This is a genomic window from Actinomadura rubteroloni, from assembly GCF_002911665.1.
GTDB classification, from domain to species: domain Bacteria; phylum Actinomycetota; class Actinomycetes; order Streptosporangiales; family Streptosporangiaceae; genus Spirillospora; species Spirillospora rubteroloni.
Genome location: NZ_MTBP01000002.1, coordinates 1,222,210 through 1,236,258, shown reverse-complemented (window position 1 = coordinate 1,236,258; position 14,049 = coordinate 1,222,210). Strand labels below are relative to the sequence as shown.

19 protein-coding genes are annotated in these 14,049 nt (G+C 72.1%); 8 read left to right on the top strand and 11 right to left on the bottom strand.

Features of this window, described 5'->3' with window-relative positions; genetic code table 11:
- The first annotated feature begins 3 nt into the window (after positions 1–3).
- The 4 genes from BTM25_RS17295 to BTM25_RS29725 all read left to right on the top strand — a co-directional run bounded on the left by BTM25_RS17295 (position 4) and on the right by BTM25_RS29725 (position 2,116).
- Complete coding sequence (locus tag BTM25_RS17295; RefSeq protein ID WP_103563897.1) at positions 4–675, top strand: YdcF family protein; 672 nt, start codon at positions 4–6, stop codon at positions 673–675.
- Positions 672–1,028, top strand: coding sequence for a hypothetical protein (locus BTM25_RS29245; RefSeq protein ID WP_146059068.1), 357 nt, complete (start codon positions 672–674; stop codon positions 1,026–1,028). The genes BTM25_RS17295 and BTM25_RS29245 overlap by 4 nt, the downstream gene beginning before the upstream one ends.
- Before the next feature lie 198 nt (positions 1,029–1,226).
- Entirely contained in the window at positions 1,227–1,970 is a 744-nt protein-coding gene (locus tag BTM25_RS17285; RefSeq protein ID WP_235828451.1) for an AAA family ATPase, read from the top strand.
- On the top strand, positions 1,967–2,116 hold the full coding sequence (locus BTM25_RS29725; RefSeq protein ID WP_168212140.1) for a hypothetical protein: 150 nt from the start codon (positions 1,967–1,969) through the stop codon (positions 2,114–2,116). The genes BTM25_RS17285 and BTM25_RS29725 overlap by 4 nt, the downstream gene beginning before the upstream one ends.
- 80 nt (positions 2,117–2,196) lie before the next feature.
- Here BTM25_RS29725 and BTM25_RS17280 read toward each other — a convergent pair whose 3' ends face one another.
- Positions 2,197–2,712, bottom strand: a complete 516-nt coding sequence (locus tag BTM25_RS17280) for a hypothetical protein (protein ID WP_103563894.1) — start codon at positions 2,710–2,712, stop codon at positions 2,197–2,199.
- Positions 2,713–2,940: 228 nt separating this feature from the next.
- Positions 2,941–3,084, bottom strand: a complete 144-nt coding sequence (locus BTM25_RS29720) for a hypothetical protein (protein ID WP_168212139.1) — start codon at positions 3,082–3,084, stop codon at positions 2,941–2,943.
- 172 nt (positions 3,085–3,256) lie between these two features.
- Between BTM25_RS29720 and BTM25_RS17275 the strand changes: the two genes are divergently transcribed.
- On the top strand, positions 3,257–3,880 hold the full coding sequence (locus BTM25_RS17275; RefSeq protein ID WP_103563893.1) for a dihydrofolate reductase family protein: 624 nt from the start codon (positions 3,257–3,259) through the stop codon (positions 3,878–3,880).
- 52 nt (positions 3,881–3,932) lie between these two features.
- Here BTM25_RS17275 and BTM25_RS17270 read toward each other — a convergent pair whose 3' ends face one another.
- The 3 genes from BTM25_RS17270 to BTM25_RS17260 form a co-directional block, all read right to left on the bottom strand.
- A complete protein-coding gene (locus tag BTM25_RS17270; protein ID WP_205648130.1) occupies positions 3,933–4,976 on the bottom strand; it encodes a sodium:calcium antiporter in 1,044 nt (347 codons plus the stop codon).
- Positions 4,977–5,058: 82 nt separating this feature from the next.
- Positions 5,059–6,246 (bottom strand): FAD-dependent monooxygenase, encoded by a 1,188-nt coding sequence (locus BTM25_RS17265; RefSeq protein WP_103563891.1) that lies wholly within the window; start codon positions 6,244–6,246, stop codon positions 5,059–5,061.
- Positions 6,243–6,848, bottom strand: coding sequence for a PadR family transcriptional regulator (locus BTM25_RS17260; RefSeq protein ID WP_103563890.1), 606 nt, complete (start codon positions 6,846–6,848; stop codon positions 6,243–6,245). The genes BTM25_RS17265 and BTM25_RS17260 overlap by 4 nt, the downstream gene beginning before the upstream one ends.
- Positions 6,849–6,976: 128 nt before the next feature.
- Between BTM25_RS17260 and BTM25_RS17255 the strand changes: the two genes are divergently transcribed.
- On the top strand, positions 6,977–7,267 hold the full coding sequence (locus BTM25_RS17255) for a hypothetical protein (protein WP_103563889.1): 291 nt from the start codon (positions 6,977–6,979) through the stop codon (positions 7,265–7,267).
- A 45-nt stretch (positions 7,268–7,312) separates the two neighbouring features.
- On the top strand, positions 7,313–8,752 hold the full coding sequence (locus BTM25_RS17250) for a DUF6882 domain-containing protein (RefSeq protein ID WP_103563888.1): 1,440 nt from the start codon (positions 7,313–7,315) through the stop codon (positions 8,750–8,752).
- On the opposite strand, the gene BTM25_RS17245 is transcribed toward BTM25_RS17250, so the two are convergent.
- The 6 genes from BTM25_RS17245 to BTM25_RS17220 all read right to left on the bottom strand — a co-directional run bounded on the left by BTM25_RS17245 (position 8,749) and on the right by BTM25_RS17220 (position 12,796).
- Positions 8,749–8,973 carry a hypothetical protein gene (locus BTM25_RS17245; protein ID WP_103563887.1) on the bottom strand — a complete coding sequence of 75 codons (225 nt, stop codon included), beginning with the start codon at positions 8,971–8,973 and terminating at the stop codon, positions 8,749–8,751. The two genes, BTM25_RS17250 and BTM25_RS17245, sit on opposite strands and share 4 nt — an antisense overlap.
- Positions 8,970–9,482: a copper resistance CopC family protein gene (locus tag BTM25_RS17240; RefSeq protein WP_168212138.1), complete on the bottom strand. Its 513-nt coding sequence runs from the start codon at positions 9,480–9,482 to the stop codon at positions 8,970–8,972. The genes BTM25_RS17245 and BTM25_RS17240 overlap by 4 nt, the downstream gene beginning before the upstream one ends.
- A gap of 13 nt (positions 9,483–9,495) precedes the next feature.
- Entirely contained in the window at positions 9,496–10,113 is a 618-nt protein-coding gene (locus tag BTM25_RS17235; RefSeq protein ID WP_103563885.1) for a cupredoxin domain-containing protein, read from the bottom strand.
- A 39-nt stretch (positions 10,114–10,152) separates the two neighbouring features.
- Positions 10,153–11,100: a cupredoxin domain-containing protein gene (locus BTM25_RS17230; protein WP_205648129.1), complete on the bottom strand. Its 948-nt coding sequence runs from the start codon at positions 11,098–11,100 to the stop codon at positions 10,153–10,155.
- An 80-nt stretch (positions 11,101–11,180) separates the two neighbouring features.
- Positions 11,181–12,245, bottom strand: a complete 1,065-nt coding sequence (locus tag BTM25_RS17225) for a copper resistance D family protein (RefSeq protein ID WP_103563884.1) — start codon at positions 12,243–12,245, stop codon at positions 11,181–11,183.
- The gene (locus BTM25_RS17220; RefSeq protein WP_103563883.1) at positions 12,245–12,796 is read right to left on the bottom strand and encodes a hypothetical protein; all 552 of its coding nucleotides are present in this window, start codon (positions 12,794–12,796) and stop codon (positions 12,245–12,247) included. The genes BTM25_RS17225 and BTM25_RS17220 overlap by 1 nt, the downstream gene beginning before the upstream one ends.
- Before the next feature lie 339 nt (positions 12,797–13,135).
- Here BTM25_RS17220 and tesB point away from each other — a divergent pair, with 339 nt between their 5' ends.
- Positions 13,136–13,999: an acyl-CoA thioesterase II gene (tesB, locus tag BTM25_RS17215; RefSeq protein WP_103563882.1), complete on the top strand. Its 864-nt coding sequence runs from the start codon at positions 13,136–13,138 to the stop codon at positions 13,997–13,999.
- Positions 14,000–14,049 lie beyond the last annotated feature (50 nt).

The window sequence follows — 14,049 nt, the reverse complement described above, 5'->3', positions numbered from 1 at the left end:
CCGATGACGAGCACGATCCCGGCCGCCCATCGCGGCGACGTGGAAATCTTGTGGAACTACCACGACATGCACCACCCGCTGCGTCCTGCGGACATCGCCATCGGACTCGGCAGCCACGATCTCGGCGTCGCCACTTGCGCCGCCGACCTGTACCACCGCGGCCTCGTCCCGCGCATCGTGTTCACCGGCGCGAACGCCCCTACCACTGTTGAGCGCTTCCCGCGCGGCGAAGCCGTCCACTACCGCGAACACGCCCTCGACAACGGCGTCCCTGACACGGCGATCCTGATCGAGACTCACGCCACCAACACCGGCGAGAACATCGCGAACACTCGCCGGCTCTTGGCCGACCACGACATCACCGTCGCTTCGGCAATCCTCATCTCGCGGCCCTACCAGCAGCGCCGCGCCTACGCCACCGCCCGTAAACTCTGGCCCGAACTCGCCATTTCCTGCGCGTCCAGGCCGCTACCGCTGGACGCCTACGTCGCTACCATCGGCGACGCCGACCGCGTCATCTCCATGCTCGTAGGCGACACCCAGCGCATCCTGGTCTACCCCGGCAAAGGCTTCGCGATCCCGCAGCCCATGCCTGCTGCCGTCCACGACGCCTACGAACGCCTCATCCACGCTGGCTACACGGCGCGCCTCATCCCCACCACTCAGCCCCAATGAGAACGAAAGGCGACAAGCTCCCCTTCATCTTCGACGGCGACATTCCTGACAACGCGATCACCGGGCGCTCGAGCCACGCGCGCACGCGGGCGAACATCGAGAAGGCCGTCCAGCTTGGCGTCCCGCTGCGCGTCGCCACCGACGATGCCCAGCGCGTCACCGAGGCCCGCGCAAACGCGAAGCACTCGGCGCCACCCGCTCTGCCTCGACCACGCCCGTCCGGCCGCGCCGCCCACGACCAGCATCTTGATCCGTCCGAGCTCCCCGGCAAACTGCTGCCACGGCATCGCGACCGTGTCACCGGACGAGGACATATCACCGTGCGTGCTCTCTCTTTGGATGTCGGTGAGTAGCGTTCGACGGGCGTCGCTGCGCGAGTTTCTGTCGGGGTCGCGATGGCCCCGGCCCCAGCGGCGACCGCCGGTGCGTCCCTGCCGGAAGCGCGTGGTGCCCAAGGCGTGCGACCCGCAGTGCGGCCCCTCGTTCGTTCCCCGGCGGAACTGTGTTCCGGTTGGTGCGTGCGTCCCCGCTGTCGAGGAAGAGAGGTCCTGTTGTTCGTCCGAAGGTTGCGCATCCTCGCCGATCAGGTTCCATGGGATCAGTGGCCGTTCACCGTTCCGGCGATCGCCGAGGTCACGCGGGACGGGCTGGAGTTCGCGCGGCCGGTGACCTTCCTCGTCGGCGAGAACGCGTCGGGGAAGAGCACGCTGCTCGAAGCGATCGCCGAGGGGTTCGGGCTGGACGCGCGCGGCGGACGGGCGGGACGCAAATACAGCAACAACCGGCCGCGCACGCCGCTCGGCCAGGTGATCGACCTCGACCTGACGGCCGCGGGCGCGCGGATGCGCGGTGGCCCGCGAGCCCGCAAGAAGGGGTTCTTCCTCCGGGCCGAGACGGTGTTCGGGCTCGCGGAGACCGTCTCGGGCATGAACGGCTACTGGGACGCCGACGTGCTGGAGCAGAGCCACGGCGAGGGCTTCTGGACCATCCTGGACTCGATGTTCCGCGAGCCCAGCCTCTACCTCCTGGACGAGCCCGAAGCCGCCTTGTCCTTCACGTCCTGCCTCCGGCTCGTCGGCCTGCTGGACGAACTCGGGCGCACGGGCGCGCAGGTCGTCTGTGCGACACACTCACCGATCATCTCGGCGCTGCCCGGCGCGGACATCGTGGAAGTCGGCGAGCACGGCCTCCGCCGCACGTCCTGGGACGACCTGGACATGGTCGACCACTATCGCCGCTACCTCGGCGACCCCGCCGCCTACCTGCGCCGGATCGTCGGCCCGCCCCCGCCGTGACCGAGGAGGCGGACGCGGCGTACCGCGCCTGGCTCTGCGAAATCCTGGACGCGGCGGCCGTCGCCCGCCTCCTCAAGCGCGCCGAACTCGACGATCACCCCGGCCTCGTCCCGGCACTCCACCATCTGGCAGGTCACCTTCGGTGATCGGCCTCGATCGCGCACGCCCGGCCGCGGGGCGGTTCGGCCGGGCGTGTGCGACCATTTCCCCGGCGGGGCGGCGGCGATTACTCGCGGCGTATCCAGAGCGACTCGATCCTGTCGTTCATGGCTCCCACATAGTCGACGTACATCGTGGGGAGGCCGTTGCGCCAGGTCATCCGGTCGCCGGAGTAGTTGATGAGGTCATAGCCCGTCACGAGGTTGCAGTACGAATACGTTTGGAACGCGGAAGTCCTGTTCGCCATGTATCCCGTAAAGCGGTAGCGGTAGCCGTCGATGTCGCACGGGCCGGCGTTTCCGCGGATTTCCATCTGTGCCCCGCCGTTGCCCACAGTGTTCTCGTAGGCCACCATGAGCAGCGTGGACGAGGCGGCTGCCGCCTTCAGGGACGGCGCGTCCTTGCCGTCGGCGCAGGTCTTGGACACGACCGGCGACATCTTTCCCTTCGCCGCCTTGCCGATGACGGTCACGCAGTGCTGGCCCTTCTGGGGAGCCGCCTGGGCCGGTGCCGCCAATCCGATTCCTGCCACTACCGCCGCGGCGCTGAACCCGATCGCGGCCTTGATGATCTTCGTTCTCATATCCGCCCCCCGTCCTCATGCACGAAATGGCCGCCGATGCCGATGGCGGCGTGTCCTTTTGGATTGTTCCAAACCTTGCCACGAGTTCCGCGGGACCTGCAATGGGCGAATGATGCAATATCCGTGCGGGCCGATAGCCCGTGGGTTATCGACGGCGCAGCCGCGGTGACGGTCGCGCAGCGCCGGCCTGCGGGCACCGCGCCGCCGGAAGAACGCGTCGGCGGGCGGTCAACTCGTCATGGTGATGGCGAACAGCACGGCGACATCGATCCCGTGCAGGACCAGGGCGGCCAGCGAGTCCGTGCCCATGCCGGCGATACGGCGGCGCGGACGGAACAGCCGTTCGACCGCGTAGACGAGCGTGAGCAGCATCCCGAGCGCCGTGAGTTAGATGTCGGTGTCGCCCGCGTGCGTGAATTGGGTGGGGGACGGGTGCTGAATGTTTCTTGGAAGTTGGGGACGGGGTGTCGGGTCGGGGTGGTCGCGTTCGTAGCAGGGGTGAGGCCGGCCGTGAGGGGCGGCGACGAGGACAGCGGGAGCGATCATGAAGCTGACCACCGTGACGCAGATGACCATCGACGGTGTCGTGCAGGGCAACGGGGGCGCGTCGGACGAGGACCGCAGGAACGGGTTCGAGCGCGGCGGGTGGGCGCTCGGGAAGGGCGACGGCGACACCCGCGCGTTCATCGACCGGACGTATCGGCGCGCCGACGCGTTCCTGTTCGGACGGCGGACCTACGAGCTGTTCGCCGGCTCGTGGGGGACGATGACGGTCCAGGACGCGCCCGCGTGGGCGGGAGTCATCGAATCGTTGAACACGCGGCCCAAGTACGTGGCGTCGAGGACGCTCACGGACGCCGCGTGGTCGGGTACGACGGTCCTGTCGGGGGACGTCGCGGCGGCCGTCCGCGAGCTGAAGTCCCGGCCGGGCGGTGAACTCCAGGTCCACGGCAGCGGCATCCTGACCCGGTGGCTGCTGGAGAACGGGCTGGTGGACGAGATGATCATGATCACCGTCCCGGTGGTCGTCGGGCAGGGCGCGCGGCTGTTCCCCGACGCGGGTCCTGATCTCGCACTCGACCTGGTCGAGTCGCGCGTCGACTCCAAGGGCGTGACGATCCAGGTTCTCCGCCCGGCCGGGCGTCCGCGGTACGCGCCGGCGGCCTGACGTCCCGAACCATCGACCAAAGGAGGAGCCGCCGGATGACCAGCCGGGGAGGTCAGGATGTGGTGACTATCGCGAAGAGGCCCGCGACGCCTACCGCGTACAGGACTAGCGCGGTCAGGGAGTCGATGCCCATCCCCGCGATGCGGCGGCGCGGACGGAACAGCAGGCCGGCCGCGTAGACGAGCGTGAGCAGCATCGCGAGCGCGGTGAGATAGATGTCGGTGCCCTCGGCGTGCGTCAGCACTGCTTGCCCGGAGAGCAGCGTCGCCGGGAGGAACAGCACCGGGAGGAACGCGTTGCCGCCGAAGATGTCGCTGACCGCGAGCTGGTAGTCCCCGGCGCGGACGGACGCGAGACCGGTCGAGACCTCGGGCAGCGACGTCGCGGCGGCGAGCACCGTCCCGCCGAACAGGACGCCCGACAGCCCGATCCGGTCGGCGACGGCCTCGCCGCTGCGCTCCAGCACGACCCCCGCGAGGAGGGTGACCAGTGCGGCGACGGCGAAGATGGTCGCGGAGCGCGCCGTCCCGACGTCCCTGCGAGCCGCCTTCTCGCGGCTGTGCCCGCGTGGTGGCCCCTGGTTGTCGGGGGCCTCGCCGGACGCCTGCCACGGGAGGGACCCGTCGGCCTTGCGGAGCAGGAAGAGGCCGGCCGCCCACAGGATCGCGATGAGCACCGAGCCGGGCGCCAGGCGCAGCGCGATCAGCCCGCTCGGCAACTGGCTCGCGGCCACGACGACCGCGAGCACGGCGACGACCAGCGCCGCTTCGAGGACGAGCAGGAGTGACGCGGCCCGGTAGGTCAGCGGGAACCGGCCCGTGCCGCCGAACGCGTCCAGCACCACGAGCACGACCGTCTGGATCGCGATGCCGCCGAGGATGTTGCCGACCGCGAGGCCGACCTTCCCGGACGTCGCCGCCCCGACGACGATCGCGATCTCGGGAAGGTTGGTCGCGACGGCCAGCAGGATCAGGCCGCCGAGCGCCGATCCGAGATGCAGCCGGACGGACAGGACGTCGGTCTGCGCCGACAACTGGACGCCCGCGACCCAGATCGCAGCGGCGGCCCCCGCGAACACCGCGAGGAGAAGGGGCAAGGACAGACCGGTCACAGACTCCCCGCAACGTCAGATCTTCTGGGCGAGCAGGCCGGTACCCGGGCATTACCGGGGCAAACGGCTAGCCGACCTTGGCATCCCAGTCGATGTGGTGGCGGTGTTCGGGGGCCAGCGCCTTCTCGGGGGTGAGGACCGTCCGGGTCAGCAGGGGCGTCATCAGCCGCATCATGCGAAGGGCTGCGGGGCCGAGGGTCTTGGTCCGGTTCGTCCGGGCGGCGCGGGCGGCGACGCGCTCCACGCGGGGCCGGCGCAGCGCCTCGTAGCGGGCGAGCGCGGACGGCACGTCCGGCAGGTCGCGCAGGCAGCGGGCGAGCTGCACCCCGCTCTCGGCGGCGAGCGACGCGCCCTGGCCGGAACTCGGGGACGGCGCGTGGACGGCGTCCCCGACCAGCACCATCCGTCCCCGGTGCCAGTGCGGGACGCTCGGCATGATCTCCACCGTCCCGAACGCGACGAGGTCTTCGGGCGCGGTGTGCCGGACGAGGTCGCGGCCGGGCCGGTCGTCGGCGTAGAGGTCGCGCAGGCGTTCCAGCCAGTGCGCGGGGGACGTCCGCCGCGCGTCCGCGCCGGTCAGCGGCTCGGCGTGCGGGACGTTGGCGAACCACGCGGTGCGGCCGTCCGGCTGGAGCCAGTACCCGAGGAAGCCTCGGCTTCCGAACGCGAAGACGGCCGTGTCGGTGTCGGACGGGACGGCGACGTCGGCGAGCCCGCCGAAGTTCAGCAGCGGGACGTGGCGGGGCGCGGGCGCGTCCGGGTCGATGAGCGTCCGGACGGTCGACCGGATCCCGTCCGCGCCGACGAGCAGGTCGGCGGTCTCGGCGGTGCCGTCCGCGAACCGCGCCGTGATCCCCGTCGCGGACTCCTCGACACCGACGAGACGCCGCCCGTGCCGGATCTCGACGCCCTGCGCGACGGCCCGGTCGTGCAGGGCGCGGAACAGGTCCGACCGCCAGAGCGCGCGGCTCGGCGGCAGGTCGGGGAGGCCGTCGAGGACGGTGATCGGGCGCCCCGTCCCGTCCGCCAGCACGGACCGCGTGATGGGCTGCCCGACGCCGGACAGATCGGCGTTCACGGCGCGCAGCGCGTCGAGGCCGTTGGGCGCGACGCTGAGGGTGCCGCCGACGCCGTCCGCCGTGCCCGTGTACGCCTCGTGGACGGTCGCGTCGATCCCGGCCTTCCGCAGCGCCATCGCGGTGACCGGCCCGGCGATGCCGCCGCCGATCACGAGCGCCCTTCCGATGGTGGTCATGTCATCTCTCCCAGGTGCTCGGTCATCGCCTTCCACTCCTTCGCGTAGTCCGGCCGCCGGAGGTAGGCGACGAGCCGGTCGACGAACTGCAACTCGGCCTCGACCAGCGCCAGCTCGTATTCGTCCTCGACCACGAACACCCAGGCCAGGCCGCCGTCCGTGGCCGCCTGCACGGCGGAGCGCACCGCCTCGGCCCGCGCGGTCAGCGCCGCCGCGCGGGCGGCGAGCAGCTCGACCGTCTCGGCGGGCGGCAGGACGCTCAGCAGCGACAGCGCCATCCCGAAGTGCGGGTACTCCTCCTTCGGGGTGGAGACCAGCTCGCGCAGCCAGTCGTACAGCTCGCCGCGTCCGGTGTCGGTGAGCGCGTAGACGGTGCGCTCGGGCCGCTCGGTGTCGCGCACGGTCTCCTGCGCCGCGACGAGCCCGGCCTTGGCGAGCTGCTTCACGACCATGTAGAGCGAGCCGCGGTTGTACTTGAAGTTCTTGTCCTTCTCGGTCTCCTGCAGGCGGCGGCCCAGCTCGTAGGGGTGCATCGGCCCCATCAGCAGGAACGCGAGCACCGCGAGGGCCAGCGGGTTGGGCACCGGACGCCGGTCGGTCACGGATCCTCCTTTTAGTTGATATCAACTATCCGGGTTCAGATAGTTGATGTCAACTAAGACTGCGTGAACACAGCACGTGACGCTACGGTTCGCTTCTGTAACAGCCGTTGGGAACTGAAGGAGCATTCGTGAAGGCCATGAAGATCGGTGCGGTGCTCGTGGCGGCGGTCCTCGGCGGAATCCCGGCGCTCCCCGCCGCCGCCGACGAGCCCGCCGTCTACACCTGCGAGGACGCGACGATGACGCCGTCCTTCCCGTCCAACGTCTTCGCGCACGACTGCGCCGGCCCGGACGGCGACGGCGTCGCGCCGGGCCGCGTCGTCATCGCCAAGTACAACCAGGCCCGCGACTGCAAGCGCGTCCACGCCTATGAGAACGGGCAGGTGCGCGGCTACGAGTGCGAACTCGTGCATCCGTAGCGAACCGGGTGAGCGAGAGGGACGGTCCCGCTACGCTCACCCGGAATGGACGCTTTCAGTGACGCTCTGCTGACGATCGCCGCGCCCCACCTCGGATGGGTGATCGAGCAACTCGACACGTTCCACGCCGCCGTTCCCCAGGGCCGCGTCGAGCATGACGCGGCGCTGGGCGTCGCCTGGATCGGCGGCCGTGAACTCCCGGCGGAACTGCTGGGCTCCTATGCCGAGGACGCGACCTTTCAATGGGCCTGGGACAAGAGCGGCCTGAGCGGAGCGCCCGGCCTGAGCGCGTCGCTCAAGCTCAAGGCGATAGGGGAGAAGAACGCCGTCCCCGAACTGACGCACGGAATGGTCGACCTCGGCCACTTCTTCGACCCGCGACGGGCCGCGCGGACGCTCGCGCTCCTGGCGACGGGCCTGCTCGGCGCACGCGGCACCCTCGACTTCTCCCACGGCGGACGGGCTTTGACGCTCCTGGTCACCGACGACCCCGCCATTCCCGCCGCCGCCCCCGACCCGGCCACAGCCGGAACGGCGCTCGGCACGGCCGCGTCCTTGCTGAAGGTGAACGCCGAAGAACTGATCACCGGTTATGCCGCGCATCACGGCCTCGCCGCCGAGCCCGTCCCGGACGGCCTGCGACTGAAACTGAAAGACGGCCACAGCGTCCACGCCCGCATCAAGGACGGCCACCTGGCCGAAGTACAGGTCGAAGGCCCGGAAGGGCCGGTGGAGCAGAAGGAATTCCACCCCGCCCCGGCCGCCGACGACCCCGCCGCCGCCTTCTTCCCCGCCGCCCTGCTCACCGAACTGGCCCGCGACTCCGCAGCCGCGCTGGACCGGGGCTCGGTGGCCCTCGGCGACCATCTCCACGCCCTCGGCTGGACGGCCGGCCCGCCCGTCTGGGAGGACGGCCGAGCCCGCTACGGCGACGTCTTCACCGCCGAAGCCCACGAGATCGGCGTCTACCACGCCGACACCGGCACCTGGACGTGGAGCGACTGGGACGGCGCCGCACGCGTCCGCGAGGCCGCGACCGAGCACGGCGCCGACCACATCGCCGCCGACGAGGTGGCACTGCCGCAGAGCGAAGTCCAGATCTTCCCGGCCATCCTGCTCGCGCGATCCGCCGTCCACCGGGGCGGGGCGCGCGGCCTCGCCCGCATCCCGGCGGGCGACGACCAGCGCTACGTCGCGATCACCGACACGCGCGTCCCCGAGCCCGCCGCGTCGATCGCCGTCATGCCCGACGTCCTGCTCTCCGCCGCCCATTTCCTCCAGGAGTTGACCCCCGGAGCGGTGCGCTACGCGACGATGCGCGCGATGGTCCTCGGCTACTTCGACGCCTACGGGATGAAGCCGCTCACCGTGGCGGAACCGGAGATGCTGATCGGGATGCGCGGCCTCCACGAAGTGCGCGTCGAGTTGAGCGACGACGGCACGGTGAACCGGGCGGTGTCCGGCGTCCAGGGCACGCTCGGCTAACCGCGCCTGCGCTGCGCCACCAGCAGGACGACGAAGATCGCGGCGGCGCCGCCGAGCCCGCTGACCGGCAGCAGCGCGCTCACGAGCGGCTGCGACGGCTGCGGACTCGGACGCGGGACCATCGTCGGCAGGATCGAGCCGGGCCCCGGCTCGGACGCGCGGGCCGGCCCCCCGCTCACGACCAGGAACACGAACGCCAGCGCGAGCAGACCGCGCCTCACGCGTCGCCCCGGGCGAAGGCGCGGCGGACGGCGAAGCCCGCGACCGTCGCGACGAGCACCGCGATCGCCCCCGCGAGGACGAGCAGCCAGAGCCCGCCGTCCCCCGGTTCGTCCGCCGTCTGCGCGGCGGCGGGCGCGGTCGAGGCCGCGCCGACGCTGAGGTGGATCACGCCGTCCGCGACGTGCCCGTCGTCGGCGCTCACCGACCGCCACGCGACGGCGACCGGCCCCCGAACGGCGGCCGGGACGCCGCTCAGATCGGCGACGAGCGCGTCCGGATCCCGGGCGTCCGCGCGGAGCGGCAGCCGCGTCGCGCCGAGCGTGACCACCGACGACGCGGCGGACGGCCGTTCGGTGAACGTCAGCGTCATCGTGCGGGGGAGGGCCGTGAGCACCGCGCCCTCGGCCGGGTCGGACGAGCGCAGTTCGGCGTGCGCGTGCGCGGCGGCGGTCGTCGCGAGGACGGCCCCGAGCACGAGGACGCCCGACAGACGGCGCAGAACGGACATGGACGGTTCTCCTTCATTCATCGGCGTCGGGCCGGGAGGCGGGGGAGGTGAGGAGCAGCAGGCAGAAGACCGCGACGACGCAGACGAGCCCGGCGATCGGCAGCAGCGGGTTCACCGACTTGCCGGCCGCGGCGGCGACGGGAGCCGCCTGCGTCGGCGTCATCGCGGGCATCGTGACGGCCGGGGCGGCGGACCGCGTGGCCCGCGGCCGGGGCGAGTCCGTCCGGACGCGCGGACGGGCCGGGGCGGCGTGCCGGTGGACGGTCGGGGTGGCCACCGGCTGGACGGTGACGCGGGCGCGCATGTCCGGGTGCACCGAGCAGTAATAGAAGTACGTCCCGGGAACGCGGAAGGTGTAACTCCAAGACCGTCCGCGCTGCAAGAGCGGGGACCGCAGCGCCTGCGGCCCGCTGGTCGTGACGACGTCGTGGGGGACGGGGTCCAGGTTCGTCCAGGTGACGGTGTCGCCGACGCGGACGGTCAGGTTCGCGGACTGGTAGGCGGTGCCCTTCATCCGGACGTGCAGCGCGGCGGCGCTCGCGGCCGGCGCGTCGACCAGCAGCGCGGGCGGCGCGCACAGGAACAGGGCCAGGACCGCCGTCGTGCCGCGCCGGGGGATGCGGGTGCCCATCGGCTCTCCTTCGGATCGGTTCGGGCAGAATCGGTGGGGTCAGCAACCGCCGCCGAGGAGCCCGTCGAGGCCGGGCTTGAGGATGTCCTGCACGAGGACGGTGTGGGACTTCAGGTAGCTGTCCACCGCGAGCGCGTCCGACAACTGCTCGGCCGGTGAACGCTGCAGATGCGCGACGTACAGATGCTGGAGCAGCGGCTGCAGCCCCTTGAGGACCTCCTGCACGCCGCCCACGCCCGATTCCAGGATCATCTGGACCCACGCCGTGTGGGTCTTGATGTACTGGTCGAGCGCCAGCGCGTCCGCGATCTGCTGGGACGGCGAACGCTGCAGGTGGGCGGTGTAGATGTGCTGAAGGATGATGGTGAGCATCTCGTTCAGCGCCCCGGTGCACGGCGTCCCGTCGCCCGGCGGAGGCGTCGGCGTCCCGGACGGCATCGGGTGGCCCGTCGGCTTGGACGTGGGCTTGGCAGTCGGCTTGGCCGTCGGCGTGGGCGACGCGCCGCCCCCCGAGACCGTCACCGCGGCCTTCATGTCCGGGTGGTAGGCGCAGTAGTAGGAGTACGTCCCGGCCGTGGTGAACGTGTAGGAGAAGGACGCGCCCTTGTCCATCTCCCCCGAGTCGATCTTCTTGGGACCCGAGGTCGTCGTCACCGTGTGCGGCGCGGAGTCGTCGTTGATCCAGGTGACCTTCTGCCCGGCGGACACCTTCAGCGCGGACGGCGAGAACGCGTAGTTCTTGATGTGCACCACGACGGCGGCGGTCGCGGCCACGGGCGCGCGGGTGTCGGCGACCGGCACGGCACGCGGACGGTCGAGCGCGTCCGTCCCGGCCACGGGATGCGTCGCGCCGAGCCGGGAGCCGGAAGCGCCGGCGGTCAGCCCGACGAGGCTCAGCATCGCCACGGCCGTGGCGAGGGCCGCGCAGATCGTCAGCAGGAGCCGGCGCCGGGGGGCGGCGGGCAGTCGGGCGGGTGGTCGTCGCACGGGTGGTTCCTTTCGATGGGGGTGCGGGCGCGGTCGCCCGCACCGGGGGGTCGCGGCGCGCACGCCGCGACGGCGAGGGGTCAGCGGCCCGGAGCGGCCGTGACGAGGAGGGTCGCGGCGACGAGCACGACGGACAGCAGCGCCGTCTCGATCGCGACGGAGTACACGAACGGGCGGACGGTCGCCGCGTCGCCGCCCCGCCGCACGGCGAGGTCCAGGCGTCCGCCCACCCACCGCTTGCTGCGCTGCGCCGCGCCCAGCACCAGCGCGAAGATCGCGAGCTTGGCCAGCAGCAGGCGCCCGTAGGAGGTGTCCAGCAGCCCGGAGACCGAGCCGACGAGCTGCCAGGCGAGGACGAGCCCGGACGCCGCGATGGCGAGCACGCAGCCGAGCGCGAGCATCGAGTACCGGGGGACGACCTGCGCCAGTTCCTCCGGACGGCGCCGCCGCAGGACGCCGAGCAGCAGGATCACCAGGCCGCCGAACCACAGCGACGCGCCCGTGAGGTGCAGCACGTCCGCCGTCTCGCTGAGGAACGGCCGCGCGGTGCCGGTGGCGTGGCTCGTCATGCCGGTGGTGCGCACCAGCCCGAACGCGACGGCCAGCGCCGCGACCCGCCACGGGGCGCGGCGGACGGCCCGGTCGCCGGCCCGCAGCGCCCAGGCGAGGACGACCGAGGCGAGCACCCACAGCAGGCCCTTGACCGCCCACACCTCGCCGGGATGGTCGTCCAGGACGGTGCCCCAGACGTGCGGGCTCGTCACGTCCGACAACGGCCGCATCGCGGTGTAGACGCCCTGGAGCGCGATGCCCGCCACGGCCGCCGCGGTCCCGGCGGCCCAGGCGGCGACCATGAGCTGCCGGACGCGCCGGTCCCACGCGCCCTCGGGCCACAGCAGCGCGAGGAACGCCAGGCCGCCGACGAACACCGCCAGTCCGAGGTAGCCGACCGCCTTGGCCGTCGTCAGGAGGGGACGGACGCCCGGATGGTCGTGCGGTGCGGCGGGCGGCGGGGCGACCACCGGTTCCCGGGACGCCGACGTGCTCGGCGCCGGACTCGGCCCGGGGGCCGCGGCGGCGGCCGGGGCCGCGAGCGCCAGCCACACCAGGGCCAGCGCGCAGAACGCGACGCGGCGGAAGAGCATCACTTGCCGCCGTCCGGAGGACAGTCCGCCGCGTCGCCGAGAAGTGGAGCGAGCAGCGGCGTCAGCGCGCCCCGCTCCTTCCCGTGGTTCAGCGGCAGGAGCGGGCCGACCAGCGGCCCGGTGAGCGGGTTCACGACGGGTCCGAGCAGGCCGGCGCACGTCTGCGGGACGGACGGCGCGGGCCGGTCCGGCGGCGTCGGCGCGGTCGGCGTGTGCCTCGGCGCGGGCGGTTTCTCGGGCGGGGAGTCGGGCGGGGTCTCCGGCGGGACGGGCGCCGGAGTCGGATCCGCTCCGGGATCGGGGCCGGGGTCGACGGCCGGGGGCGCGGGGGGCGGCGGACCGTCGGCCGGTGGCAGCGGGACCGGGGCGGGAGCCGGCGTCACGGGCTCGGGCGCCGCGCCCGGCGGGGGCCCGGCGGCCCGGCCGGTGCTCGTCCAGGAGACCCCGAGGCCGGAGGCGTAGCCGACGAGGATCACGACGGTGCCGACGAGCACGGCGGACACCAGGGCGCCCCGGCGGTCGACGGAGGGGGCTCGGGCGGGGGATTTCATGGCGGTGACCTCACCGCCGCCGACCGGACGTTGCGTTCGTGACGCGGGAGCGGTCGGCGGCCATCTGGCTTCTCAGGCGATCTGCGTCGCCGCAAGGCTGCCGAATCCCCTGTTGCGGCGAGTGACACGGCTGTTACGGCGACGGCAAGAACCCCGCACGCCGACGATCACCGTCGGTGAGGCAACAGTCACGTTGACACGATGGTGAGGTCCTCTAGGCTCCGAAATGCCGCTGTACCTGCGGTTTGCCGCCTTTACCGGCTGTGAAGTCCCGGACGCGTCCGGTGGCCGCCGGGGTGCCGACGCGAGCACGGCCGGACGTTTGGGACACTTGCCGATGTGAAGGAGACCCTGAAAGAACTGCTCGATCTGCTGGATCTGGAGCAGATCGAGAACGACATCTTCCGCGGGCGCAGCTCCGCGGAGCGTCAGCAGCGGGTGTTCGGCGGCCAGGTCGCGGGGCAGGCGCTCGTCGCCGCCGGACGCACCGTGCCGCCCAACCGGCAGGTGCACTCGCTGCACGCGTACTTCATCCGTCCGGGCGACCCGCTCGTGCCGATCGTCTACACGGTCGACCGGGTGCGGGACGGACGGTCCTTCACGACACGCCGCGTCCTCGCCATCCAGCACGGCAAGGCGATCTTCAGCCTGTCGGCGTCGTTCCAGGTCGCCGAGGAGGGCATCGAGCACCAGGCCGCGATGCCGGACGCGCCCGACCCCGAGACGCTGCCGACCGCGCGGGAGCGGTTCGCGCCGCTGTGGGGCGCCGAGCTGGCGGAGAAGTGGGTGAGCCGCAGGCCGTTCGACGTCCGGCACGCGACGCCGCTGACCTGGGAGGCGATCAAGGACCCGTCGCTCGCGTCGCCCGTCTCTTCGGTGTGGCTGCGCGTGGACGGCGAACTCCCCGACGACCCGCTGCTGCACGTCTGCCTGATGACGTACGCGTCCGACATGACGCTGCTGGACACCGTCCTGCTCAACCACGCCCTCGCGTGGGGCGAGAAGGGGACGATGGGCGCCAGCCTCGACCACGCCATGTGGTTCCACCGGCCGTTCCGCGCCGACGACTGGCTGCTCTACCAGCAGGACACCCCGTTCGCCGGGAACGCGCGCGGCCTCGCGCGCGGCCAGGTCTTCACGCGGGACGGTCAGCTCGTCGTGTCGGTGATGCAGGAGGGCCTCATCCGCACCACCGGTGCCTGAGACGCGGGAGCGCGGCCCGGAGTTCGGGCCGCGCGGCGTGAACTGAACCA